The sequence below is a fragment of the Actinomadura rudentiformis genome, from assembly GCF_008923185.1.
Taxonomy (GTDB): domain Bacteria; phylum Actinomycetota; class Actinomycetes; order Streptosporangiales; family Streptosporangiaceae; genus Spirillospora; species Spirillospora rudentiformis.
The window spans coordinates 396,285-417,739 of the sequence record NZ_WBMT01000008.1 but is presented as its reverse complement, the minus strand read 5'-3'; the positions used below and the strand labels follow the sequence as shown (position 1 = coordinate 417,739).

The following is a 21,455-nucleotide window of genomic DNA, read 5'->3' as shown; positions in this document are numbered from 1 at the left end:
CCGTTCGCCGCTCGAGTACCCCCGAAGGGGCCTTTCCGCTCGACTTGCATGTGTTAAGCACGCCGCCAGCGTTCGTCCTGAGCCAGGATCAAACTCTCCATCAAGGCCCAACGACAACCCAAACCCCCACAAGGGCCCCAGGCCGCCAAACCTCAGAGAAAATCCCAGCAATGCGATCCCTAAAAGATCGCTTTGCCTCAAAGAAATCCCCACCACAACCCCCCACAAAAAGGGGTCATGGCCACGGGGAGACCAGACACAAAGTGCCTGGCCTATAAAGGCACTGGCTTTTAACACGCTGTTGAGTTCTCAAGAAACGGACACCCACCGTTGAGATTCGCTTTCGCGTTTCCTGCTCGGAGGCGACTCTTTTACTTTATCAGATCCGTCCGGCTTGTCAATTTCCGGTCTTTTCTGATCCACCGTTCCCGGATCCGCTTTCGCGGCCCTTTCCCGGTGGGTGTTGCTATTTCATCAGATCTGGCCGAGTTGTCAAAATCAGCCATTCCGACCCACTGCGGAGCACGGGCATGGAAAACCAGGCCCGGTGATCGTTAGTGGTTTCCCCTCGGGCCGGCCACCGGCAATCGGCGTCCCGCATCCCCGTGGGGCGAAGAGAACAGTATGCCCACGCCGACCGAACGTCAAACCAACTGGCGCAAGAAGTCGCAACGTGTCGCGGTTCCCGGTGCCGCAGCACTGCTCACGTTCGATGTACAGCCTGGTCAGACCGGCAAAAGCGGCAGGGCTCCCCACTTTGTCCCTGTTTGGTAACGACGAAGTGGATGCCTATCCGAGACGCGATCGCCGGTCCCACTCGAGCAGCTCGCCGAGTAATTTGGCCACGATCGAACTCAGGGCTTGGCTACGAGACCGCCGATGAAGAGCACTCCTTCGGCGAACACCCAGATGAAGGCCGCGACGGTGAGGAGGGCGTCGAGGCGGTTGGAGCTGTGACGTACAGGGGGAAGAGCCCACGCGGTCAGGGCGATGAGCGCGGCCAGGCCGGCGGGCCCCACCGATAGGCGGACGGCGATGTCGAAGTCGGCACCGCACGCCGGGTCGCGCTCGGCGGCATCGCCGCAGAAGGCCGCGTCGCCCCAGCCACCGAGGGCCGAGAAGCCCCACAGCATGGCCAGGACGGCGTTGGCGATCGTCGGAATGGCCGGTGAGATCCACCAGCCGTTCGAGCGCCCGGGCATGGCCTGCACGTTCGGAACGTACCTCGCGGTCAGGCGCCCCGGGAAGCCGTTCTCCGCTAAGTGATGTCCTTGGATTCGTGCAGGAGCAGGTCCATGGCGATCGCGGTCATGACGGCCATCGTGCGCAGCGGTTCCGGCACCGGGTCGGAGATCTCCACCGCGTACCGGTCGGCGGTGGTCAGCAGATGGGTGGCCACACCCGCCCACTTCTTCTGGACGTGCGCCACCTGGTTGCCCTCGGGATCCTTCACGGTGAAGTTGCGCCGCGGCACGTCGCCCACGACCTCACCGAGGCGTTTGTCATCGGCGTCGCGCAACGAGTAGAGCCGGCCGACGCGTTCGGTGCGGAAGGCCCCGATGACCTCGCCGTCGGGACGCCGTACCGCCGTGAACATCCGGCCCATGGCCTTGTCCACGTGCAGGAGCGGCTCGCCCTCGGGCGTGGCCAGTTCCACGGCGCGCGCGTCCATCTCGGACTTCCCTGGGAAGACCGCCTTCAGTGACTCTCCGCGCGAACGCACCTTGATCTCGGCGCCGACCGCGAGGAGTGTGCCGTCACCGTCCAGCACCTTGTACTGCGTCTTGGAGAACGGACCCTTGCGGGGTTGCTCGACCCTGAGCACCGGGGAGTTGAAGAGATCGCTCACCCGGCGATCCTGCCAAGCTCCGGCGGCACGCGAAAGTGCCTTGCGTCCACAGTTACGTCAGTGGATTGAGATCCGGCAGGTCCTTGCCCTCGTACAACATCAGATCCAGTGCGATCGGCGCGGCCACGACGAGTACGCGCAGGGGATCGGGCAGCGGGTGGAAGAACTCCACCGCATAACGATCCGCCGTGGTCAGGACCTCGGTCGCCGCGCCCTTCCACTTCTTGTCGACCTGCGCGACGTGCCCGCCGACGCCGTCCAGCACCTTGAACTTCCGGGCGAGCTTGTTGCCCTCCAGCCTGCCGACGGGACGCTCGGCCGCGTCCAGCAGCACGTACCGCCACTTGTAACCGTCCGACCGAATCGACCCGATCAACGTGCCGTTCGGGGCGCTGACCCAGGTCCCCAGGGTCCGCTTCGGACGTTCGATCACCAGGAGCGGCGCACCGCCCTGCGCGTTCTCCACCTGGACCATGCGCCGGTCGTCACCGTCGCCGAACAGCGCTCGCGCCGCCTGGCGGCCCAGCGGTACGGAACGTTCCGATGCTTTGGCCAGAAGGACGCCGTGGCCGTCGGAGATCGTGTACTGCGACTTGGCCGAGGGGATGCGGCGCGGCTGTTCGACCTTCAAGACCGGGGAGTTGAAGAGATCGCTCATATGTCACGTGTCCTCATGCTCTGTAGTGACGTCCTCCCCCTCGTGAGAGGGGACTCCCGTCCGCGGTCACACACGCCGCAACGTTGCGAAGTGTACGCGCGATTGATCTCCACGGGCCTTCCAGGGGTCTTGTGGTCCAAACGGGACGCCAGGGCACCCCGACTGCCCGCGCGATGTCACGGCCCGGCTCCTTCAACGTCCCGCGCACCGAGGCACTCATCACGCCGATATTGAGGGCCTCGACTCCGATGACGTCGAAGCGGCGGCCGGGACGGTGCTGGTCTGCTCAACCCCAGTCCTTACGCTGACCGGCATCCCGGGCGCGCAGCCCCGGCAACGCAGCCTTGACCTTGACGCGCCGCTTCGACCCGCGCTCGGCACGTCCCAGCTTCCGCGGCAGCTCCAGGCGCCCGGGCACGGCCCGCGGTCAAGCCCGCCCATGGAAAGACCGCGGACACGGGACGAGACCAGTGGGACCCTCACCTCGCCCGACGCGACAGACGTCGCCGACCCTGACCGCCACTTCGTGCCGTCCGGCCTTGCGCCACGTCTGTCTGCGATGCGTTCCCGTGAAGAAGTTGCTCTCACCTGAGCGCAAACCTGCTGCCGCGCTGTCACCCACCCCGACTTCAACCGTCGGCGCTGCTCAGCCAACCCTCAGAGACCATCCAGCACATGGCAAAAGGGGCGGTCCCCGTAGGGAACCGCCCCTTTCATGCGTACGGAGTCGTACGGCTAGGACCCGATCAGAAGTCCATGCCGCCGGCGCCGTCCGGCATGGCCGGAGCAGCGTTCTTCTCCGGCTTCTCAGCGATGACGGCCTCGGTGGTGAGGAACAGAGCCGCGATCGACGAAGCGTTCTGCAGCGCCGAGCGGGTCACCTTGGCCGGGTCGAGGATGCCGGTCTCGAACATGTTCACGTACTCGCCGGTGGCCGCGTTCAGGCCCTCGCCCGGAGTCAGTCCGCGGACCTTCTCCACCACGACGCCGCCCTCAAGGCCGGCGTTCACCGCAATCTGCTTGAGGGGCTCCTCCAGCGCGCGCTTGACGATCGCGGCACCGGTGGCCTCGTCGCCCGCCAGCTCGAGCTTGTCGAACGCCGGACCGGCCGCCTGCAGCAGCGCCACGCCACCGCCGGGGACGATGCCCTCTTCGACGGCCGCCTTCGCGTTGCGAACGGCGTCCTCGATGCGGTGCTTGCGCTCCTTCAGCTCGACCTCGGTCGCCGCGCCGGCCTTGATGACGGCGACGCCGCCGGCCAGCTTGGCGAGGCGCTCCTGGAGCTTCTCGCGGTCGTAGTCGGAGTCGGTGTTGTCGATCTCGGTGCGGATCTGGTTGACCCGGCCCGCGATCTCGTTGGCGTCACCGGCACCGTCGACGATCGTGGTCTCGTCCTTGGACACCACGACCTTCCGCGCCCGGCCCAGCATGTCGAGCGTGGTGCCCTCCAGCTTGAGGCCGACGTCCTCGCTGATGACCTGGCCGCCGGTCAGCGTGGCGATGTCGCCCAGCATGGCCTTGCGGCGGTCACCGAAGCCCGGGGCCTTGACGGCCACGGACTTGAAGATGCCGCGGATCTTGTTGACGACCAGCGTGGCCAGGGCCTCGCCCTCGACGTCCTCGGCGATGATCAGCAGCGGCTTGCCGGACTGCATGACCCCCTCGAGGACGGGCAGCAGGTCCTTGTTGGCCGAGACCTTGCCCTGAACGATCAGGATGAACGGGTCCTCAAGGACCGCTTCCATCCGCTCGGGGTCGGTCACGAAGTAGGGCGAGATGTAGCCCTTGTCGAAGCGCATGCCCTCGGTGAGCTCGAGCTCGAGCCCGAAGGTGTTGCTCTCCTCGACGGTGATGACGCCTTCCTTGCCGACCTTGTCCATCGCCTCGGCGATCATCTCGCCGATCTGCGGGTCGCCGGCGGAGATGGAGGCAGTGGAAGCGATCTGCTCCTTGGTCTCCACGTCCTTGGCGAGCTTGGACAGCTCCTCGCTCACGCGCTCCACCGCAGCCTCGATGCCCCGCTTGAGGGACATCGGGTTGGCGCCGGCGGCCACGTTGCGCAGGCCCTCACGGACCAGCGCCTGAGCAAGGACGGTCGCCGTCGTCGTGCCGTCACCGGCGACGTCGTCGGTCTTCTTGGCGACTTCCTTGACGAGCTCGGCCCCGATCTTCTCCCACGGGTCCTCGAGCTCGATCTCCTTGGCGATCGACACACCGTCGTTGGTGATCGTGGGAGCGCCCCACTTCTTCTCCAGAACGACGTTGCGGCCCTTGGGCCCAAGGGTGACCTTTACGGCATCAGCGAGCTGGTTCATGCCGCGCTCAAGGCCGCGGCGGGCCTCCTCGTCGAACGCGATCATCTTTGCAGCCATAGGCTCCAGTCCTCCCGGAACAAGGTGGCTATGACGGATCGAGCCGACGCCCGCGACGGACGGCCCCACCTCGAACGGCTTCCATTCCGCCGCCGAGAACAAGGCCTCATCGCCCCGACCCAGACTGTGGGATTGTCACTCTCCACAGGTGAGTGCCAACCGTTTGTTTAGCACTCTACCCTGTCGAGTGCAAGCGTCGAACATCCCCGCCAAGGTCAGCCCGATCTACCTGCCCATTCACGTCCTTACCAGGACCAATGTCCTTCGGAGGCTGGTAGGGCGTGCTTCGCTGACTGCCGCTATACGTCACGGTCACCCGCCGTTCCGGGAACAATCGGGGAACAGACACCTCCCGGCCAGGCGACCAAGCGCCCGCTTGTTCCCCTCTGTTCCCTGAACCCTGCTCGGGGCTACCCAGACCTGCTTCGATCCGCTTGTTCATCAGGTCTCGATCCCCGTCGATGCAGTGCGCGTAAGTGCTCTGGAGCATCGCCACCGAGTGACCCGCCCGAGCCGCCACCTCGATCTCGCTAACCCCGCTGCGCAGCCACAACGACAGGCAGGCATGCCGGAGGTCATAGGGCCGTTCCGCTAGCGGCGTGGCGAGCTGGGCCGGGGTCAGTGCATGAGCGCGGGCACGGCGCCACACCGAGTCATAGCTCACCGGCGCCAGCCGGTTGCCTCGCTGACTGCGGAAGAGCCGACCGCCGTCACCCGCCCCGAATTCCTCGACATGAGCACGGAGGATCATGACCAGTTCCGGGCAAGCCGGGACCGGCCGCTGTGTCCCTCACACCGTCTCGCCGTTCGCGCGAATGAGCACTCTGGAACGGTGCGAGCTTCTGTGCGGCATACGAGGGGTTCTCCGCCGAGGCTGCACGGTCTCACGGACCTTGACGGTTGTCAGTGGTTCGGCGTCGAGCTAGGTCGACCACCGCTCACAACGGCCACTCACCCACCAACCTGACTTCCTCATCATCACAGGTCCATCGGCAAGTGTGAAGATCGTCCTTCCAAGTCTCCGTTGCAACCTGGGAGCGAGCAATCCAGTCACGTAGCTGCGGCAACGCGAGCGTCAGCAGCAGCGAGCGAACAGCCGCCCTATCTGCCGACCTCACTGGACGGATGTTGATGTGAATCCCCACGACATCTGGGTGATAGCCGCCCATTCCGAAGTTGAAGGAGTGGGCGGGAACCCATTCCACGGCCAGTGGACTGTCAGCGACACCGCCAACGCAGAACTTCGGTCTCTTGACGAACTCGTACTGCTCACCGAGCCCATCGACTACGTCCGTCAAGGTGATCGGCCACGACACGCCGCTTCCGAGACGGCGGTTGCGTGAAGGCATGACCACATCTTGATGGGCCACCATGCCTCCGGTGCAAGTCAATAAGAGCTGAGGCTGTGCGGTCGGCAACGGGACCTGGCAGTGCGGAACAATTGCGGAACGGGCGGCCCCGGTCATGCCCTGTGGGGTCGCCCGTTCGCAGATCAAGGGGCTAGTCGTCCTCTTGTTGACTCCACCCTCTCGAGTGCAAGCCGCGAACATCCCCGCCGAGGCCAGCTCGATCTACCTCGCCACTTGTGGTCTCACGTGGGACAAACCCGCCCAACCCTGGTAAGCCGTGCTCCCCTGACTGCCGCTGTAGGTCACCATAATCGCCGTTCACAGGGGTCGGGCCCGGCATGAGCACGCCATCCTCTGCCATGGCTGTCATTGCACGGGCTTCACTCAGCTCGAAATAGCGGCCTTCTGCATTAAGCGTGACGAGCATGCACCAGTGATCACCGTCGTGTCGATGGACGCAGGCCGCCGGCCAACTCGCGTTGCTCCCCTTTCGGGTGCCGACGGCATTGGACGGCAGCCCGCTCACGCGGTCACGTCGAAGAGGCCAGATCCTCAAGGACGTAGAACCATCCGTCCCTGAAGGAACCAACGTCATCGTGCAAGAGTGGACGAACTATCGCTAGCCCCTCCTCCGACAATGGATAACCGCCAGCGGGCTCCGCGTCCGGGATGTCCAGCGCCGCTCGAAGAGAAGGCCACTCGACATTCGGAAGTTCCGTCTCGGCTACCAGTTCATCGGAAGACTGATCAAAGACGGACAGTGTCCACATGGCTTCTCCACATTCCAATCAAGGGTCGGGCCCCTTTCATCTGCACAGCCCAGTCTTCCACCGCCTCCTGAGGCTTCGATGGGAGTCTTGAGCAGGGCACCTGCGGCAGCCCCCGGGACGTTGCGGCCTGGGCTGGAATGGCACGGGCCCCGACCCGATCTCTTCAGAGTGGGCGTCGGCCAGAACCCGTCAAGGGCACCCTTCAGGCGTCACAACGTGATCGAGCAAGCTCGACCCTTGACGGAACCTGTCCGCCGGCTTTCATCGGGGCGGGGGAAGGAAGGTGGAGAAAAATGCGGCACGCCGCACACCCAGGGGCTCACGGTGCCACGGACACATGCGAGCGCGGGCCGACCGTATCGGCGGTTTATGGATCGCGTTGGCCGGTGCTTCACGTGACCGGTTGATCGTGCCCTTGTAGCGTCAAAGGGCATGGGCGTCATCGTTGCCGTCGGCTCACAGATCGGACGCGCGTCACAGGTCAATCAGGACGCCGTCTACGCCGGCCCACAGCTACAGGTCGTCGCCGCCGGACGAGGCAGTGGCGGTGACATCGCTGCCGCAGAGGTCGTTGAGGCCATGGCCCGTCAGGTCATCCGGCCGTCCGAGGACGCTCTGAACCGGGCCGCAGCCACCTTGTGGGAGGAGCGCTTTCGCCCGCGATCACCGATCATGGAGCTCGCACTGTCGGCGATAGACCAGGCACATGAACGACTGGGGCGGCTCAAGCAGCACGACCAGCGATGCACCGACGCGACGGTCTGGGTCACAGCAATCCACTGGTCAGGACATGAGCTCGCCCTTACCCACGTCGGTCTCTGCCGGGCCTACCTGATCCGTGATGGCGAGATCTACCAGATCACGCACGATTTCACCCTGCCTCGGGCGCTGCCAGCACCCCGCTTCCTCGACGGCACGGCTGCTCCCGACCCGGATCAATCGCTACGCGAAAGCCGTCCAGGGGACCGATACATCCTTTGCACTCGCGGCTTCGCGCCCTCGATCCACGACGGCCCAGACCTTCGGATCATCAAGGAAGGAGCCAGCCCGGCCGACATCGTGAACCGTCTCATGCAGGCCGTCCAGGCCAACCCCGCAGCAGACGACGCCAGCTGCGTCGTCATTGACGTCATGGCCACCGAGACAACCGTGGAACCAGTCACCGCGGGCGCACTGGCCCGGCTTCCCCGATCCTGCGAGTAGGGGTCGCCCGGAAAATCGCGGAACGGGCGGCCCCGGTCATGCCGCCTGTTGGCAGGACGCAGCCACCACGACGGGCAAGCGTGACGGAGAGCGTGGGGACGTCCAGCCAACGGCGTACCGAGTCCGAGGCGGCACGAGAACGTCCGGGCTGCCAGACAGGTCGGACCGCAACTGCAACAATCCGGTCATGGACGATGACACCCAATCGCACGTTAATAGTTCCGTTCCGCATTCGGCGCGAATCTGGAACTACTGGCTGGGCGGCAAGGACAATTATCCGGTCGATCAAGCGGTCGGCGAGGAGATCAAGAAGGTCTTCCCCGGCATCGTCCAGACCGCTCTCGCCGACCGGGCGTTCCTCGGCCGCGCGGTGTGGCATCTCGTCGATGAGGTGGGCATCCGGCAGTTCCTGGACATCGGCACCGGCTTGCCGACCGTGGACAACACCCATGAGGTCGCCCAGCGAATCGCACCGGAATGCCGGATCGTCTATGTCGACAACGACCCGCTGGCGCTGACGCACGCCCGCGCCCTGCTCAACAGCAGCGCTGAGGGCGCCACCTCATACATCGACGCCGACTTGCGCGACCCCGAGCACATTCTGGCCAAGGCGCGCGAGACCCTCGACTTCGACCGGCCGATCGCCATCATGCTCCTGGGCATCGTCCATTTCATCCTGGACGACGAGGAAGCCCAGACGATCATCAAGCGCCTCATGGACGCCGTACCTTCCGGCAGCCATCTCGCCATGACGCACGCCTGCGACTTCGTCAACGCCGAAGAGGTCCGCGCCAACATCAGGGAATGGAACGAGCACGGCACCCCGAAGATGACCGTGCGCTCCTACGACCAGGTCAGCCGTCTCTTCGCCGGCCTGGAACTGGTGGACCCGGGACTGGTGTCGCTCCCCCGGTGGCGCCCCGAGGCCAGCCCTTGGGGCGAGCCCCCTGAGCTTCCCGGAGTCTGCGCCCTCGCACGAAAGCCCTGAGGCTGATCCACCTTGATCGGATCACGGACGGGTGTCCTTGGCCTGCCGACGCTGCCGCCACATGAGCAGCTCCGGTACGAGGACGATCACCAGCCAGGGGATGACGCCGCGGCGTATCTCCTCCATCCAGGAGACGCCGTCCAGTCGGGAGAGAACGAAGGTCACCGCCAGGCCGACGAGCACGTACCAGCAGGCCCGCAGCCACCAACGTTCGAAAAGGCCTCTGTGCAGCGTCATCGCGATCACACCCCAGGACACGCGATCCGGACCTCATCGTCGCACCGGCCGATGGCCTGGGCCAGGGCCCACTCTGTGCGCTGCCCGCGGTCGCCCATCGATGCGCTGTCGAAGCAGGACGGCGAGGGGCCGCGCGGAGCGACCACGCTGTACTGGCCACGGACAGCCCGGCCTGCCCCACTTCAGATCGCGCAGACGGATCTGGCCTCAGGTGAGCCGGACGGCTCCGGCACCTGAGGACTTGATGGCACGAATGTCAGATGGCTCGGACGGCGTCCGCCTGCGGGCCTCTGTCGCTCTGCGTTATCTCGAACTCGACTCGCTGGCCCTGTTCGAGGCTGCGGTAGCCGTCCATCTGGATCGCCGAGTAGTGCACGAACACATCCCGACCACCGTCGACCGCGATGAAGCCGTACCCCTTGTCGGCGTTGAACCACTTGACTGTGCCCTGAGCCATACCGAAAACCTGCCGCTCGTCCGTGGCCACCCGGCCACGGTCACGCTTCGGGCCCCACCCCTTCTACTGCGGGGCCCGTCGACCAGCGCACGTGTCTCCATGACCCTCAGAGGCCGCGGCGGGGTTCGACCCGGCGTGATCGGGGTCGACCATATATGTGACCTGATGCCGGTGACAGCCCTTACGACGGAAGACCTGACGGCCGGTAATGGTCACCATCGGACGCCCGTACGAGCGGCAGCACTTCCTCCTCAAGACGCCGCGACAAACGGATCCCGTAGCGCCTCTCCAGGCGGTCTCTCTCCCGCACATATCGGGCCGCGGCTTCCTCAAGGGAATGCGGAATGGCCACGATGCCGAGGGGCTCCAAGAGATGCCTGCTCATCTTGAGGAGTTCGCCCCGTACCCGATCGGTCATGCCACGGCGACGCTTGCTGACCAGCCACAACGACCAGTCCCAGAAATGCGCGTCGACTGCGGCGAGAGTGTCGGGCCCGACCCGCCAGGGCGGATTGGAACTGCGCGGTACATCAGGAAAGATCAGATCAACTTTCGCCGGCCCGCTGAAGATGAGCAGATAGCTCTCGAAATCACCGAGCGGGTCCCACTGGGCGGCGATCGGATCGTACGGAGAAACGAGTCCGGGCAGGTCCGCAGCCACCTCACCGAAGTCCTCGGCTGTGACATGAAAATCCCAGTCCGACAACTCGGTCGCGTGGCCGCGTGCCCGAGATCCGATCAGCTTCACCTCGTTCACGCTGGGGTGAGCCAGCACGGCACCCGCAATGTCCTCCGCAATCCCCATGCGGGCCTCTTACCCGATCTATCAGGACGAAAGCACTCCCGCACGGAGCCGGTGTCGGCCTGACCAACGAATACCGGCCGCCCCGCATGGCACGCTCAGCGAGGCTCGAAGATCAGCCGCCGGCCACGGCGGGGATGATGGAGATCTGCGAGCCCTCGGGGGTCGGGGTGTCCAGGCCGTCGGCGAAGCGCACGTCCTCGTCGCCCACGTACACGTTGACGAAACGGCGGATCTTGCCGTTGTCGTCGAGGATGCGGGCGGCGATTCCGGCGTAGCCGGCGTCCAGGTCGGCGACCACGGCGCGCAGGTTTTCCCCTTCGGCCTTCACCTCCGCCTCGCCGCCGGTGTAGGTCCGCAGGATCGTCGGGATCCGCACAGAAACCGTGCTCATTTCAGGAACTCCTCAACAGATCGATCGGTATGAAGGTGGCTCGCGGAACCGGCGCCGCCCAAGGGCGGCGCCGGGACGCGATGGCATCAGCAGAGCCCGTCGCACCGTGGCGTCAGGCTGCCCGTTCATTCGCCTCAGGCGATGCCCGCGGCGCGGAACGCCTCGAGGGACGGGGCGATGTTGGCGGTCGGCGCGACCACCGGCGCGACCGCGTCCAGGGTCTTGAGGCCGTCGCCGGAGTTGATGATCACGGTCTCGGCGGACGGGTCGAGCGCGCCGCTCTCGGTCAGCTTCTGGAGCGTGCCGACGGTGACGCCGCCCGCGGTCTCGCCGAAGATGCCCTCGGTGCGGGCCAGCAGCCGGATGCCCTCGACGACCTGCTCGTCGGTGACGTCCTCGATCGCGCCGCCGGTGCGCCGGACGATGTCGAGCACGTACGGGCCGTCGGCGGGGTTGCCGATGGCGAGGGACTTGGCGATGGTGTCCGGCTTGACCGGTCGTACGACGTCGTGCCCGGCCTTGAACGCGGCGGACACCGGGCCGCAGCCGGCGGCCTGCGCGCCGAACACCTTGTACGGCTTGTCCTCGACCAGGCCGAGCTTGATGAACTCCTGGAACGCCTTGTCGATCTTGGTGAGCTGGGAGCCGGACGCGATCGGGATGACGATCTGGTCGGGCAGCCGCCAGCCGAGCTGCTCGGCGATCTCGTAGCCCAGGGTCTTGGAGCCCTCGGCGTAGTAGGGCCGCACGTTGACGTTGACGAACGCCCAGTCCTCCTGCTCCCCCGCGATCTCCGAGGCCAGGCGGTTGACGTCGTCGTAGTTGCCGTCCACCGTCACGAACGTCCCGCCGTAGACCGCGGTCGTGATGATCTTCTGCGACTCCAGGTTGGACGGTACGAAGACCGCGCTGCGGATGCCCGCACGCGCCGCAGCGGCCGCCACCGCGTTCGCGAGGTTGCCGGTGGACGGGCAGGCCAGCACCTTGAAGCCCAGCTCGCGCGCCGCTGCCAGCGCCACGGCGACGACGCGGTCCTTGAACGAGTGGGTCGGGTTGCCGCTGTCGTCCTTCACCCAAAGCCGCTGCAGCCCGAGCGACTCAGCGAGGTGGTCGGCGCGCACCAGGCGGGTCAGGCCGGGCTCGGTGTTGGGCGTCTCCGCGACGTTCTCCGGAACGGGCAGAAGCCCGCGGTAACGCCAGATGTTCTGAGGGCCCGCCTCGATCGAGGCGCGGGTCACATCGCCGAAGTCGTACTTGATCTCAAGGGGACCGAAACACTCCTCGCACGCGTAGTGCGGGCCGAGATCCCTGGTGTTGCCGCATTCGCGGCACACGAGAGCGGTAGCGGGTCCGAGGTTGGTGGCAGGCGTAAGTGCCATGAGAGCGAGGCCTTTCTCCCCATCTTCCCTGTGCCGCCTTGGTCACAGGCCGGAGTTGGCACCATCTCTTGGCCGGCCTCGCAGGATCGCGAGCGCGCACAAACCAAGTGGTTGCCGGGGCTTCGCAGGGCCGGTCCCTCCACCCCTCTGGATGAGCGTTATTCAGTTGTGGTTTCAAGCTGTGTGGGTGACTTTACCTGATCTGACCGGATGCCAGACAGTCGGATCTCACCCGGTGAGACATTACCCACGCGCCGTCCGGATCACTCGACCCGGGCCGGCCACGTCAGCCTCTCCACGCTGGATCGGAAGGTCTTACCTCGGATGCCTGCTCGGCGGGATCCAGCTCGACGGGATCCAGCCCGACGGGGTCCAGCTCGGCCGCCTCTTCGGGGCCCCGCGGACTTGTGTCCTCCTGGGTGGGGTCGAGGAAGACATGGCGAACGATCGGCAGCCGCTCGCGGAGGCGCCGGTCGATCTCACCGGCGATGTCCTCGGCCTCGTCGGCGCTGATGTCGTCCGAGAAGTGCACCTTGGCCGCCACCAGCAGATCGTCCGGGCCGAAGTGCATGGTCAGCAGCTGCTCGACGCCGTTCACCTCGGGTGGCGAGATGATCTCGTCGTGGATCGCGCGCTGGTCGGCCGGACCCGCGGCCTGGCCGATGAGCAGCGACCGGCTGTCCCGGCCGAGCGTGAACGCGACCACGACCAGCAGCAGCCCAATCAAGATCGACGCGAGGCCGTCCCAGAATGACGAGCCGGTGAGCTCCCGGAGCGTCAGCCCGGCGGCGGCGAGCGCGAGACCGATCATCGCCGCCGTGTCCTCGAAGAGCGCCGCCTTGAACGTGATGTCGGGCGTCTGCCGCACGTGCTCCATGAGGTCACGGTCGCTGTCGCGGACCTCCCGGCGCGCCTGCGTGTACGCGCGTATCCAGGAGCCGCCTTCGAGCACCGCCGCCAATCCCAGCACCGCGAACGCCAGCCAGACCTGTTCACCACCGTGCCCACGACCGGTGATCGTCAGAATGCCCTCGAAGATCGAATAGCCCGCCCCCGCGACGAAGATTCCGAACGCGGCGAGCAACGACCAGAAGTAGCGCTCATTTCCGTACCCGAACGGGTGCCGCCGGTCCGGCGGTCGCGCGCTGCGCCGCAACGACGTCAGCAGGAACGCCTGGTTGAGGGTGTCGCCGACCGAATGAGCCCCTTCCGCCAGCATCGCGGCCGAACCCGCGAGCGCCCCCGCGACCAGCTTCGTGATCGCGAGGATGAGGTTCGCCGCCCCGGCGACGAGCACCGTCTTCTTCGTCTCGGCCCTGCTCATTCGCACCGTCTACCCGCAAAAACCCCCAAGATGCCCAAGACATCGCAACACGCCCCTCCCGCCGTCCTCGCCAACGTCGAATTCCCGTGGGTCACTTTGATGTGGCTGGGCACCAACTGAGACCCTTCGGTTATGAGCCAAGTGCTGGTGGCGTCAAACCGTGGTCCGGTCTCGTTCTCCCTGTCCGACGACGGCGCGCTGACCATGCGGCGCGGCGGTGGTGGTCTCGTCTCCGGGTTGGCCGCGGTGACCGGCGGCCCGGGCAGGCCTGCGCGAGAGCCCTCGGCGGACGTGCTGTGGGTGTGCGCGGCCCTTGGCGAGGCCGACCGCGCCGCCGTACGGCAGGCACCGGACGGACGGCTGGACGAAGCAGGCCATGACACGGGCGGTGCGGCCGTACGGATGCTCGACATCCCGGCGGCGACGTTCCATCGCGCCTACAACGCCGTCGCCAACTCGACCCTGTGGTTCGTTCACCACCTGCTGTACGACACCCCGCGCGCGCCGCACTTCGACGCTCGTTCGCGCCGGGATTGGCAGTCGTACGAGGCGTACAACGCGGCGTTCGCCGACGCGCTGGCCCGCGACGCCGCGCAGGGGGCGAAGGCCGCGATCCAGGACTACCACTTGTCACTGGCCCCGCGGATGCTCCGCGACCGCCGCCCTGATCTGAAGATCGTGCACTTCTCGCACACTCCCTGGGCACCGCCGGAGTACTACCGGCTGCTGCCCGACGACATCGGCGCGCAGGTTCTGGAGGGCATCCTCGGCGCCGATCACGCCGGCTTCCTCACGGAACGCTGGGCCATGGCGTTCCTCGACTGCTGCGAGCGTTTCCTGAGCGGCGTACGCGTCGACCGTGCCGCCCGTACGGTCACCTGCGGCGGGCATGTCACCCAGATCGGCGTCCACGGCCTGGGCATCGACGGCGAATCGCTGCGCAGGCGCGCCGCCGAGCCTGACGTCGCGGCACGGGCCGAGGCGCTGCGCGGGCAGGTCGGCGACCGGAAGCTGATCGTACGGGTCGACCGGACCGAGCTCTCCAAGAACATCGTCCGCGGCCTCGCCGCGTACCGCGAGATGCTCACCAACCACCCCGAATGGCACGGCCGCGTGGTGCACCTGGCCTTCGCCTACCCGTCCCGGCACGATCTGCCGGAGTACCGCGAGTACACGGCGGCGGTGCAGCGGATGGCCGGGCAGATCATCGACGAGTTCGGCACACCCGACTGGGAGCCGCTGATCCTTCAGGTGAACGACGACTTCCCGCGTTCCCTGGCGGCTTACGGGATGGCGGACGTGCTCCTGGTCAATCCCATCCGCGATGGCATGAACCTCGTCGCGAAGGAAGGTCCCGTGTTGTCAGAACGGGGCTCGGCGCTGGTGCTGTCCCGCGAGGCCGGCGCGGCCTCGGAGCTCGCCGCGGACGCGCTGATCGTCAATCCGTACGACGTCTCGCAGACCGCCGAGACCCTGCACCAGGCGCTCCTGATGCCGGAGGACGAACGCGCCGAACGCTGCGCCCGGCTGGCGGCCGCGGCGACCGCGCTCCCCCCGCAACAGTGGTTCGGCGACCAACTCGCCGCACTCGACTAAGTGCCCGACTGAGTGCTCGGCCGAAGGAGCATGGCGGGCGGGTCCATGGCTTGCCACAGGACGGCTCGTGCCGCCGGACCCGCCACGAGCCTCAAGCAGGCGTGGGCGACTGCTTGGTGAGCAGACACTCCACCGGGCCCGGCTCGTAACGCCGCTGCCAGCGGTCCCGCAGATCCTTCTTCCGATGCGCCACTCGCCGATGCGTCGCCGTCTTGGCGAAGCGCGCGAGCATGGCCGGACTCGGGCGCGGCGCACCGCTGAGTGTGTAGCCGTACTCGGTCAGACGCTCACTGAGCACAGACTCGGCCAGAGCGATCTCCTGGGGTTCGAGGCGCTCGGCCCACGAACCCACCCGGCCCGACGTGATGGCGGTTTGCGTCCGGTTGTGCCACTTCTTCTGCGGTGGAACGGTCAGCCGGGCGATGTCCTGCGGCTGGGTCATCTCGGGATCGAAATCTTCGCCCAAGAACATGCAAAGCCGGGACAGCTCGTCGGCCGGGTCCGCCACGAGCCGCTCGTACTGCAGCTCGTAGTAGGAGTCGGGCCCGAGTTTCGCCGCGTACCGCCGCCCGAAGTCGATCGCCTCGCGCCAGGCCGAGATCGCATGGTGGATGTCAAGCTTGTACCAAGGCATCTCCTTGAGAGACGCGACGCAGTCCCGGCCATCCCGGATGAGGTGCACGAACTGGGCGTTCGGCCACATCCGCAAGAGCGTGGGCACATGCTTGAAGTAGCTGGGCCGCTTGTCACCCCAGCGCGGTTTGTCGAACTTGCGGGCGTACGCGCGGAACACGATGCCCAGCGCCGAGCCCATCGTCGGCGGACCCGCCACGATCTCCTCGACGACCTCCGCGGCGTCGAGCCCAAGGTCCCGGAACTTGGTCTCCTTACGGCCAGTGATCCACTCCGCCAGCGCACGTCTGTTGTCGCTGTCGCGGAGGTCACCGAAGTCGCACCGGGCCGAATAGGCGGGGAGCAGGAACCGCGTCTCGGCCGGGATCGCGATCCGCTGATGTGAGTGCAGCATCAGCTGCAGCAGTGTCGTCCCCGACCGCGGGCATCCGATGACAAAGATCGGCCGGTCGGACTGGAAAGCCATGCCTGAGGACATGCAGGGAATGTTCGCCGACCCACCCATGCGACACATTGCGCCTAGCCGCACGCTTGCCGAGGCATTACCGAGGCTTGACGGCCAACGAACGCCCCATGCCAAACCTGGACGAAGCTTCCCGAGATCCCGGCCCAGCACCAACAAATCCGCAGGTCAAACACCCGCACCCGCAGGTAAAGAAGCGAGCGACCTCACCGGACGATCAGGCCGCCAGGCGACCGGGCGCCAGCCCGATGCCTCGTGGCATCGCGCCAGACCGGTGCCCTGTCGCATCGCGCCAGACCGGTGCCGGGCGGCACCCGCGTCAGCCCGATGCCGCGTCGCATCGCGCCAGCCCGATGCCGGGCGGCACCCGCGTCAGGCCGATGCCGTGTGGCACCGGGCCGGTCCTGTGGACGTCGCGTCAGGTGTAGGACTCGCCCAGGGTCTGGCGGACCTGCTTGCGGGCCTCGTGGATGCGCGACTTGACCGTGCCGAGCGGCAGTTTGAGCTGCTCGGCGATCTCCGCGTACTCCAGCTGCGACACATCGCGCAGGACCAGGGCCTGGATGAGGTCCGGCTTGCGGGCCTCCAGGTCCTCCATGGCGTCGAGGATGTCGACCCTCGAACCCGCGATGACGCTGGTGCGCCGCGGGTCAGGACGCTGCTGGGGCAGCTCGCCCGCCTGTTCGACCGAACGGCGCTTAAGCGACCGGTAGGTCGAACGCGCCGAGTTGGCCACCACCACATGCAGCCAGGTGCTGAACCTGGACCGCCCCTCGAACCTGTGGATGTTCCGAGCCACCTGCAGAAGCGCGTCCTGGCAGGCCTCCTCCGCGTCCTGCCGGCATGGCAGGAAACGTGAGCTATGTCTCATCACATCAGGCTCGATCACACGCAGAAGTTCGTTGAGGGCCGCCTGATCCCCCTGGGCCGCCTTGACGGCCAGTTCTTCGGTCCGCTCGTCGAATGCCATCGCCGCGCCTCATGCTCGTTCGCACACACACCCCGTTTGTTGGGCATGATACGGGAGTGTCCTTCCCACCTACGGTCGGCCGTTACCGAATCGATCGCGTCCTGGGGTCCGGGGCGTTTGCCTCAGTGTGGCTGGGGCACGACGACGCGCTGGAAGCCCAGGTCGCGATCAAGGTGCTGTCCGGAAGCCTCATCGACGACCTCGACGTGCGCAATCGTTTCCTGGAGGAGGCGCGGATCCTGCGGCGCGCCGACTCGGAACGCCTCGTTCGCGTCCACGACATCGGTGAGCTACCGGACGGACGCCCCTATTTCGTGATGTCGTACGCCGATCGCGGAACGCTCGCCGACCGCATGAGGGAACGGCCACTTCCGGTCTTCGAGGCCCTTGTGCTCGCCGAGGAAATCGCGTACGGCGTCGAAGTGATCAACGCCCTCGGCGTGATCCACCGCGATCTGAAGCCCTCCAACGTGCTGTTCCAGTCCACCCGGGACGGCGGCGAGAAGCTCCTGATCGCCGATCTGGGCCTGGCCAAGGCCCTCGCCCACGCCTCCGGCGCGTTCACGCTGCCGGTCGGCACACCCGGCTACATGTCGCCCGAGCAGGCGCGGTTCGGCGGCGGACTCGACGTGCGGGCCGACGTCTACGGGCTCGGCGCGCTCACCTACCACATGCTCACGGGCCGTCCCCCCGGGCCCGCCCCGGTCAAGGTCCCGCCCAGCGCGCTCCGCGAGGGCATCCCGCCCGCGTTCGACCAGGTGATCCTCCGTTCCCTGGAGGTCGAACGCGAGAAGCGCTGGCCGACCGCCGAGGCCTTTGCCGAGGCCCTCTCCACCCTCCGGCCGACCATGCCGCCCGGAACGCGACACCCCATGAAGGCCGAGACCTCGAATCTGGACTCGACCATTAAGGACGAGTACGTGGGTCCCCAGCGTCCCGCACCGCCCAGCGAGTCCAGGCGCCCCGTGGCCGGACCCGGACAGGTCACGCCTGGTCAAGCGCCTGCAGCCGATCCTTCGGCCGCCACAGGCCAGCCTGGCACGCCTCAGGGTGGGCCTTATCCGGCCCGCGCTGAGCCCCGCGGGCCTCAACAGGGGCAGCCTCAGCCCGGACCGTACGGTCCTCCTGGGGGCTATTCAGCTGAGCCTCAACGCGGCGGAGGCCCCGTCCCGCCGACGCCGGAGCGACCAGTAGCGCCTGGACAACCTCGCGCACCTTTCCCCGTCGAGCCGGAGCCTCCCACGCGCGAGGACCAGACGGCGTCCGACGACGACATCCTTACCTCCGAGATGCGTGTGCCGCCCCGCCCGGGCGACCGGCCCGGGCCTCCCGGGGGCGTCCCCGACGACGAGAAGACGATCGTGGACCAGCCCGGCCAGGCTCGGCCCCCAGGCGGCGGTCCGCAGTATCGCCCCGGAGAGCCTCCTGGGTCTCCCGATGACGACCGTACGGTGGCTGTCCCGATACCTTCGGCCTACCAGGGACCTTCTGGTCCGAGCCCGGAGCCACCGCCTGCCGACGAGGACAAGACGACCGTTCTCCCGACCCCGCAGCCTCCGCATGGCGGTGGAGGTCCGGGGCATCCGCCGCCGCACGGCCACGCGCAGGGCCCCTCGCCCACGGGATTCCAGCCACCGCAGCCGGGCTCCGAGCAGGCGCCGCGCCCGGCGGGCGGCCCGATGGGAAAGCTCAAGAACGTCCGCCTTGCCGGGCGTTCCGGCGGCCCGGCGGGCGCCAGGGCCGGAGGCGGCGACCGCAGGCAGAACAAGCTCATGACGCCGATGATCATCACCGCGATCGTGCTCTCGATCGCGCTGGTCGGCGGTCTTCTGCTCGGCACGCTCTTCAACGAAGGCGACGGTGGCGGTGACAGGAACGGGGCGTCCAAGCAGCCCGCGCCCCCGCAGGACTTCGTCCAGATCGCCGACCCCTCCGGCAAGATCAGGCTGGCGGCGCCCAATGCCTGGCCGCTCCAGTCGGCGGAGAGGACCTGGAGCACCTCGGTCGCCGCCCTGACCGATCCCAAGGCGAGGCCGGTCCTGCGCGCGACGCCCAACGCCGCCGCGTTCAAGGGCGACGGAAGGAGCCCAGGTGTCTTCGTGGGCCTGACCACTGACACGGCCGCCGGAAAGCTCCCGCCGCCGGGACTCATCCGCCATCCGCAGTGCACGAAGGGCGCCCAGGAGAACTACGTCTCCCCCGACAAGGCTCTCTCCGGCACGATCATCCGCTTCACCGCCTGCAAGGTCGGTACGCCGTCCGTCACCGAGGCCGGCCTGCGCGACAAGAGCGGCACGTTCGGCGCCTGGGTCCGGATCAAGGAAACCGACAACCGCAACCTCACCAAGACCATCCTCGACAACCTCAAGCTCGCCGCCCCCGAATGATCACTGAAGGCCCGAATGACCGGCTGAGTGCCAGGTTGTATATCGGACATGTCGCCCGTGTCACCGCAGCTTTGATCCTCCCCCTGGCCCTGGTGGCGTGCGAGAAGACCGCAGGCGCGCCATCGGAACGCTCTGAACGCCCCACGGCCTCCGCAGCGCCGGCCTGCCCGCGATCGGGAGTCGCGTTGTGGGTCCGCGCAACAGAAGCGGCCATGGGTCTCCGGTCGATGAGCGTCGAGCTCTACAACTGCGGTGACCGCGACCGAGTGCTCAAGGGTTATCCACAGGTCCGGCTCCTGGACGTCGACCGCAAGCCGATCAAGGTGGCGGTCGGCCGCGGGTCGTCCTCGGTGGCGACGGTGGACTCCTACAATCACCCACCGCGAAAGGTGACGTTGAAACCCGGCGAGGTGGCCTGGGCCGGAATCCTGTGGCGCAACCTGGTGACCGACGATCCACAGCATGCCGTCACCGCCGAGTTCTTGGAGATCGCACCATCGCCGGGCGAGCCAACTGATCGCCTGCCCGGCGTCGGCATCGACCTGGGCACCACCCGGAAGCTGGGCGTCAGCCCGTGGGAGAAGGTCCGCAACACGACCGCAGCGAGCAGCAACGGCCCGCGCCAGCACCCGAACTTGGGACCGGCTCAACGGCTGTTGGCCGAGATGGCCGTACGAAAGATCTACCCCGCATTGGAACGACTGCGCACCCAAGGCGGCTTCACCGCAGACTCGGTGCGAGCGGCGCTCCTGGGACTGGGCTATTCGGCCGACACCACGAAAGCGACCTCCATCGGAGCAATCCAGGCAGTCGCGTTCGAGGTGCGCCCGGGAGGCGGAGCTTGCGTGTCCGGCACCCTCCAACCGGACCGCCTGACGACAAAGGTTGACAGCGGACAAGTAGCAGGCGGATGCGCCACCGCCTGACCAGCACGTGGCGCTAGCCGAACGCAAGCTGCTACAGCATAGAAGCCCGCCAAGTCGATGCAGACACGCCCGGCAGCTCACCCACACACCCCCCGCAGGTCGTGCAAGACACGCCCACAGGTCTGCAGACGCGCGGCAGATCATGCAGACGCGTCCCGCAGGTTTGTCCAGACGCAACCCAGCAGGTCGTGCAGACGCGCCCTGCAGGCCGTGCAGACGCCGTCCCAGATCGGTGTAGACACGCGCGGCATCTTGCAGACGCGACTCAGCAGGTCGTGCAGACGTGCCCCACAGGCCGTACACACGCGCCCCCCGCAAGTCGGGCAAACGCGCAAGTCGTGAAGCCATGTCCTGCAGGTCGTCCAAACGCGCCCCGCAGATCGCCCAGAAGCAACCCAGCAGGTCGTGCAAGACACGCCCACAGGCCTGCAGACGCACCCCAGGTCATGCAGACGCGTCCCGCAGGCCGTCCAGACGCGCGCCGCAGGCCTTGCATACGCGCGCCGCAGCCGTGCATACGCGCGCCGCAGCCGTGCATACGCACGCGGCGGTCGTGCAGACGCGTCCAGATCGATGTAGACGCGGGCGGCAGATCTTGCAGACGCACGGCAGGTCGTGCAGACGCGACTGAGCAGGCCGTGCAGACGCGACCTAGCAGGTCGTCCAAACGCGTCCCGCAGGTCGGGCAGACCCGCCCG

General features: G+C 67.0%; 19 protein-coding genes, 1 rRNA gene and 1 riboswitch. Of the genes, 5 read left to right on the top strand and 15 right to left on the bottom strand.

What is annotated here, in order from left to right; translation table 11 throughout:
* The 7 genes from F8566_RS19500 to F8566_RS53265 all read right to left on the bottom strand — a co-directional run.
* Window positions 1–104 (bottom strand): 16S ribosomal RNA (locus tag F8566_RS19500); the annotation flags it as partial.
* Between the two features lie 750 nt (window positions 105–854).
* A complete protein-coding gene (locus F8566_RS19495; protein ID WP_151561761.1) occupies window positions 855–1,202 on the bottom strand; it encodes a hypothetical protein in 348 nt (115 codons plus the stop codon).
* Window positions 1,203–1,258: 56 nt separating this feature from the next.
* Entirely contained in the window at window positions 1,259–1,849 is a 591-nt protein-coding gene (locus tag F8566_RS19490) for a phospholipid scramblase-related protein (protein ID WP_151561759.1), read from the bottom strand.
* A gap of 52 nt (window positions 1,850–1,901) precedes the next feature.
* Complete coding sequence (locus F8566_RS19485; RefSeq protein WP_151561757.1) at window positions 1,902–2,507, bottom strand: phospholipid scramblase-related protein; 606 nt, start codon at window positions 2,505–2,507, stop codon at window positions 1,902–1,904.
* 746 nt (window positions 2,508–3,253) lie between these two features.
* Window positions 3,254–4,879, bottom strand: coding sequence for a chaperonin GroEL (gene groL, locus F8566_RS19480; RefSeq protein WP_151561755.1), 1,626 nt, complete (start codon window positions 4,877–4,879; stop codon window positions 3,254–3,256).
* A 938-nt stretch (window positions 4,880–5,817) separates the two neighbouring features.
* A complete protein-coding gene (locus F8566_RS19475; RefSeq protein WP_151561753.1) occupies window positions 5,818–6,228 on the bottom strand; it encodes a hypothetical protein in 411 nt (136 codons plus the stop codon).
* A 530-nt stretch (window positions 6,229–6,758) separates the two neighbouring features.
* Window positions 6,759–6,998 (bottom strand): DUF7683 domain-containing protein, encoded by a 240-nt coding sequence (locus tag F8566_RS53265; protein WP_449692024.1) that lies wholly within the window; start codon window positions 6,996–6,998, stop codon window positions 6,759–6,761.
* 432 nt (window positions 6,999–7,430) lie between these two features.
* On the opposite strand from F8566_RS53265, the gene F8566_RS19470 reads away from it, so the two are divergent.
* Together F8566_RS19470 and F8566_RS19465 are read left to right on the top strand one after the other, a co-directional pair.
* Window positions 7,431–8,201 (top strand): PP2C family protein-serine/threonine phosphatase, encoded by a 771-nt coding sequence (locus F8566_RS19470; protein ID WP_151561751.1) that lies wholly within the window; start codon window positions 7,431–7,433, stop codon window positions 8,199–8,201.
* Between the two features lie 187 nt (window positions 8,202–8,388).
* Window positions 8,389–9,189, top strand: a complete 801-nt coding sequence (locus F8566_RS19465; protein WP_151561749.1) for an SAM-dependent methyltransferase — start codon at window positions 8,389–8,391, stop codon at window positions 9,187–9,189.
* A 21-nt stretch (window positions 9,190–9,210) separates the two neighbouring features.
* Here F8566_RS19465 and F8566_RS19460 read toward each other — a convergent pair whose 3' ends face one another.
* The 6 genes from F8566_RS19460 to F8566_RS19435 all read right to left on the bottom strand — a co-directional run bounded on the left by F8566_RS19460 (window position 9,211) and on the right by F8566_RS19435 (window position 13,782).
* Window positions 9,211–9,426 (bottom strand): hypothetical protein, encoded by a 216-nt coding sequence (locus tag F8566_RS19460; protein WP_151561747.1) that lies wholly within the window; start codon window positions 9,424–9,426, stop codon window positions 9,211–9,213.
* Between the two features lie 256 nt (window positions 9,427–9,682).
* Complete coding sequence (locus F8566_RS19455) at window positions 9,683–9,883, bottom strand: cold-shock protein (protein WP_151561745.1); 201 nt, start codon at window positions 9,881–9,883, stop codon at window positions 9,683–9,685.
* 181 nt (window positions 9,884–10,064) lie between these two features.
* Window positions 10,065–10,688 carry a hypothetical protein gene (locus F8566_RS19450; RefSeq protein WP_151561743.1) on the bottom strand — a complete coding sequence of 208 codons (624 nt, stop codon included), beginning with the start codon at window positions 10,686–10,688 and terminating at the stop codon, window positions 10,065–10,067.
* A 112-nt stretch (window positions 10,689–10,800) separates the two neighbouring features.
* Complete coding sequence (locus F8566_RS19445) at window positions 10,801–11,079, bottom strand: MoaD/ThiS family protein (RefSeq protein WP_151561740.1); 279 nt, start codon at window positions 11,077–11,079, stop codon at window positions 10,801–10,803.
* Between the two features lie 134 nt (window positions 11,080–11,213).
* Complete coding sequence (gene thrC / locus F8566_RS19440; protein ID WP_151561738.1) at window positions 11,214–12,458, bottom strand: threonine synthase; 1,245 nt, start codon at window positions 12,456–12,458, stop codon at window positions 11,214–11,216.
* A gap of 16 nt (window positions 12,459–12,474) precedes the next feature.
* A riboswitch (SAM riboswitch) is annotated at window positions 12,475–12,616 on the bottom strand.
* Window positions 12,617–12,744: 128 nt separating this feature from the next.
* Window positions 12,745–13,782, bottom strand: a complete 1,038-nt coding sequence (locus F8566_RS19435; protein WP_151561736.1) for a cation diffusion facilitator family transporter — start codon at window positions 13,780–13,782, stop codon at window positions 12,745–12,747.
* A 132-nt stretch (window positions 13,783–13,914) separates the two neighbouring features.
* On the opposite strand from F8566_RS19435, the gene F8566_RS19430 reads away from it, so the two are divergent.
* Entirely contained in the window at window positions 13,915–15,378 is a 1,464-nt protein-coding gene (locus F8566_RS19430) for an alpha,alpha-trehalose-phosphate synthase (UDP-forming) (RefSeq protein ID WP_151561734.1), read from the top strand.
* 91 nt (window positions 15,379–15,469) lie between these two features.
* Here F8566_RS19430 and F8566_RS19425 read toward each other — a convergent pair whose 3' ends face one another.
* Window positions 15,470–16,477 (bottom strand): sulfotransferase family protein, encoded by a 1,008-nt coding sequence (locus F8566_RS19425; protein WP_151561732.1) that lies wholly within the window; start codon window positions 16,475–16,477, stop codon window positions 15,470–15,472.
* A gap of 415 nt (window positions 16,478–16,892) precedes the next feature.
* Window positions 16,893–17,444: an RNA polymerase sigma factor gene (locus F8566_RS19420; protein ID WP_151561729.1), complete on the bottom strand. Its 552-nt coding sequence runs from the start codon at window positions 17,442–17,444 to the stop codon at window positions 16,893–16,895.
* Window positions 17,445–17,500: 56 nt separating this feature from the next.
* Between F8566_RS19420 and F8566_RS52285 the strand changes: the two genes are divergently transcribed.
* Together F8566_RS52285 and F8566_RS19410 are read left to right on the top strand one after the other, a co-directional pair.
* Window positions 17,501–19,831, top strand: a complete 2,331-nt coding sequence (locus F8566_RS52285) for a serine/threonine-protein kinase (protein ID WP_264159343.1) — start codon at window positions 17,501–17,503, stop codon at window positions 19,829–19,831.
* Window positions 19,828–20,757 carry a DUF4232 domain-containing protein gene (locus F8566_RS19410; RefSeq protein WP_151561727.1) on the top strand — a complete coding sequence of 310 codons (930 nt, stop codon included), beginning with the start codon at window positions 19,828–19,830 and terminating at the stop codon, window positions 20,755–20,757. The genes F8566_RS52285 and F8566_RS19410 overlap by 4 nt, the downstream gene beginning before the upstream one ends.
* The last annotated feature ends 698 nt before the right edge of the window (window positions 20,758–21,455 follow it).

Bases quoted from the DNA above. Each gene is read 5' to 3' on its own strand.
- F8566_RS19460 (WP_151561747.1), bottom strand. From the start codon at position 9,426: ATGACGCTGCACAGAGGCCTTTTCGAACGTTGGTGGCTGCGGGCCTGC.
- F8566_RS53265 (WP_449692024.1), bottom strand. From the start codon at position 6,998: ATGTGGACACTGTCCGTCTTTGATCAGTCTTCCGATGAACTGGTAGCC.
- F8566_RS19435 (WP_151561736.1), bottom strand. From the start codon at position 13,782: ATGAGCAGGGCCGAGACGAAGAAGACGGTGCTCGTCGCCGGGGCGGCG.
- groL (WP_151561755.1), bottom strand. From the start codon at position 4,879: ATGGCTGCAAAGATGATCGCGTTCGACGAGGAGGCCCGCCGCGGCCTT.
- F8566_RS19485 (WP_151561757.1), bottom strand. From the start codon at position 2,507: ATGAGCGATCTCTTCAACTCCCCGGTCTTGAAGGTCGAACAGCCGCGC.
- thrC (WP_151561738.1), bottom strand. From the start codon at position 12,458: ATGGCACTTACGCCTGCCACCAACCTCGGACCCGCTACCGCTCTCGTG.
- F8566_RS19470 (WP_151561751.1), top strand. From the start codon at position 7,431: ATGGGCGTCATCGTTGCCGTCGGCTCACAGATCGGACGCGCGTCACAG.
- F8566_RS19465 (WP_151561749.1), top strand. From the start codon at position 8,389: ATGGACGATGACACCCAATCGCACGTTAATAGTTCCGTTCCGCATTCG.
- F8566_RS19420 (WP_151561729.1), bottom strand. From the start codon at position 17,444: ATGGCATTCGACGAGCGGACCGAAGAACTGGCCGTCAAGGCGGCCCAG.
- F8566_RS19475 (WP_151561753.1), bottom strand. From the start codon at position 6,228: ATGCCTTCACGCAACCGCCGTCTCGGAAGCGGCGTGTCGTGGCCGATC.
- F8566_RS19410 (WP_151561727.1), top strand. From the start codon at position 19,828: ATGATCACTGAAGGCCCGAATGACCGGCTGAGTGCCAGGTTGTATATC.
- F8566_RS19450 (WP_151561743.1), bottom strand. From the start codon at position 10,688: ATGGGGATTGCGGAGGACATTGCGGGTGCCGTGCTGGCTCACCCCAGC.
- F8566_RS19425 (WP_151561732.1), bottom strand. From the start codon at position 16,477: ATGGCTTTCCAGTCCGACCGGCCGATCTTTGTCATCGGATGCCCGCGG.
- F8566_RS19495 (WP_151561761.1), bottom strand. From the start codon at position 1,202: ATGCCCGGGCGCTCGAACGGCTGGTGGATCTCACCGGCCATTCCGACG.
- F8566_RS19430 (WP_151561734.1), top strand. From the start codon at position 13,915: ATGAGCCAAGTGCTGGTGGCGTCAAACCGTGGTCCGGTCTCGTTCTCC.
- F8566_RS19445 (WP_151561740.1), bottom strand. From the start codon at position 11,079: ATGAGCACGGTTTCTGTGCGGATCCCGACGATCCTGCGGACCTACACC.
- F8566_RS19455 (WP_151561745.1), bottom strand. From the start codon at position 9,883: ATGGCTCAGGGCACAGTCAAGTGGTTCAACGCCGACAAGGGGTACGGC.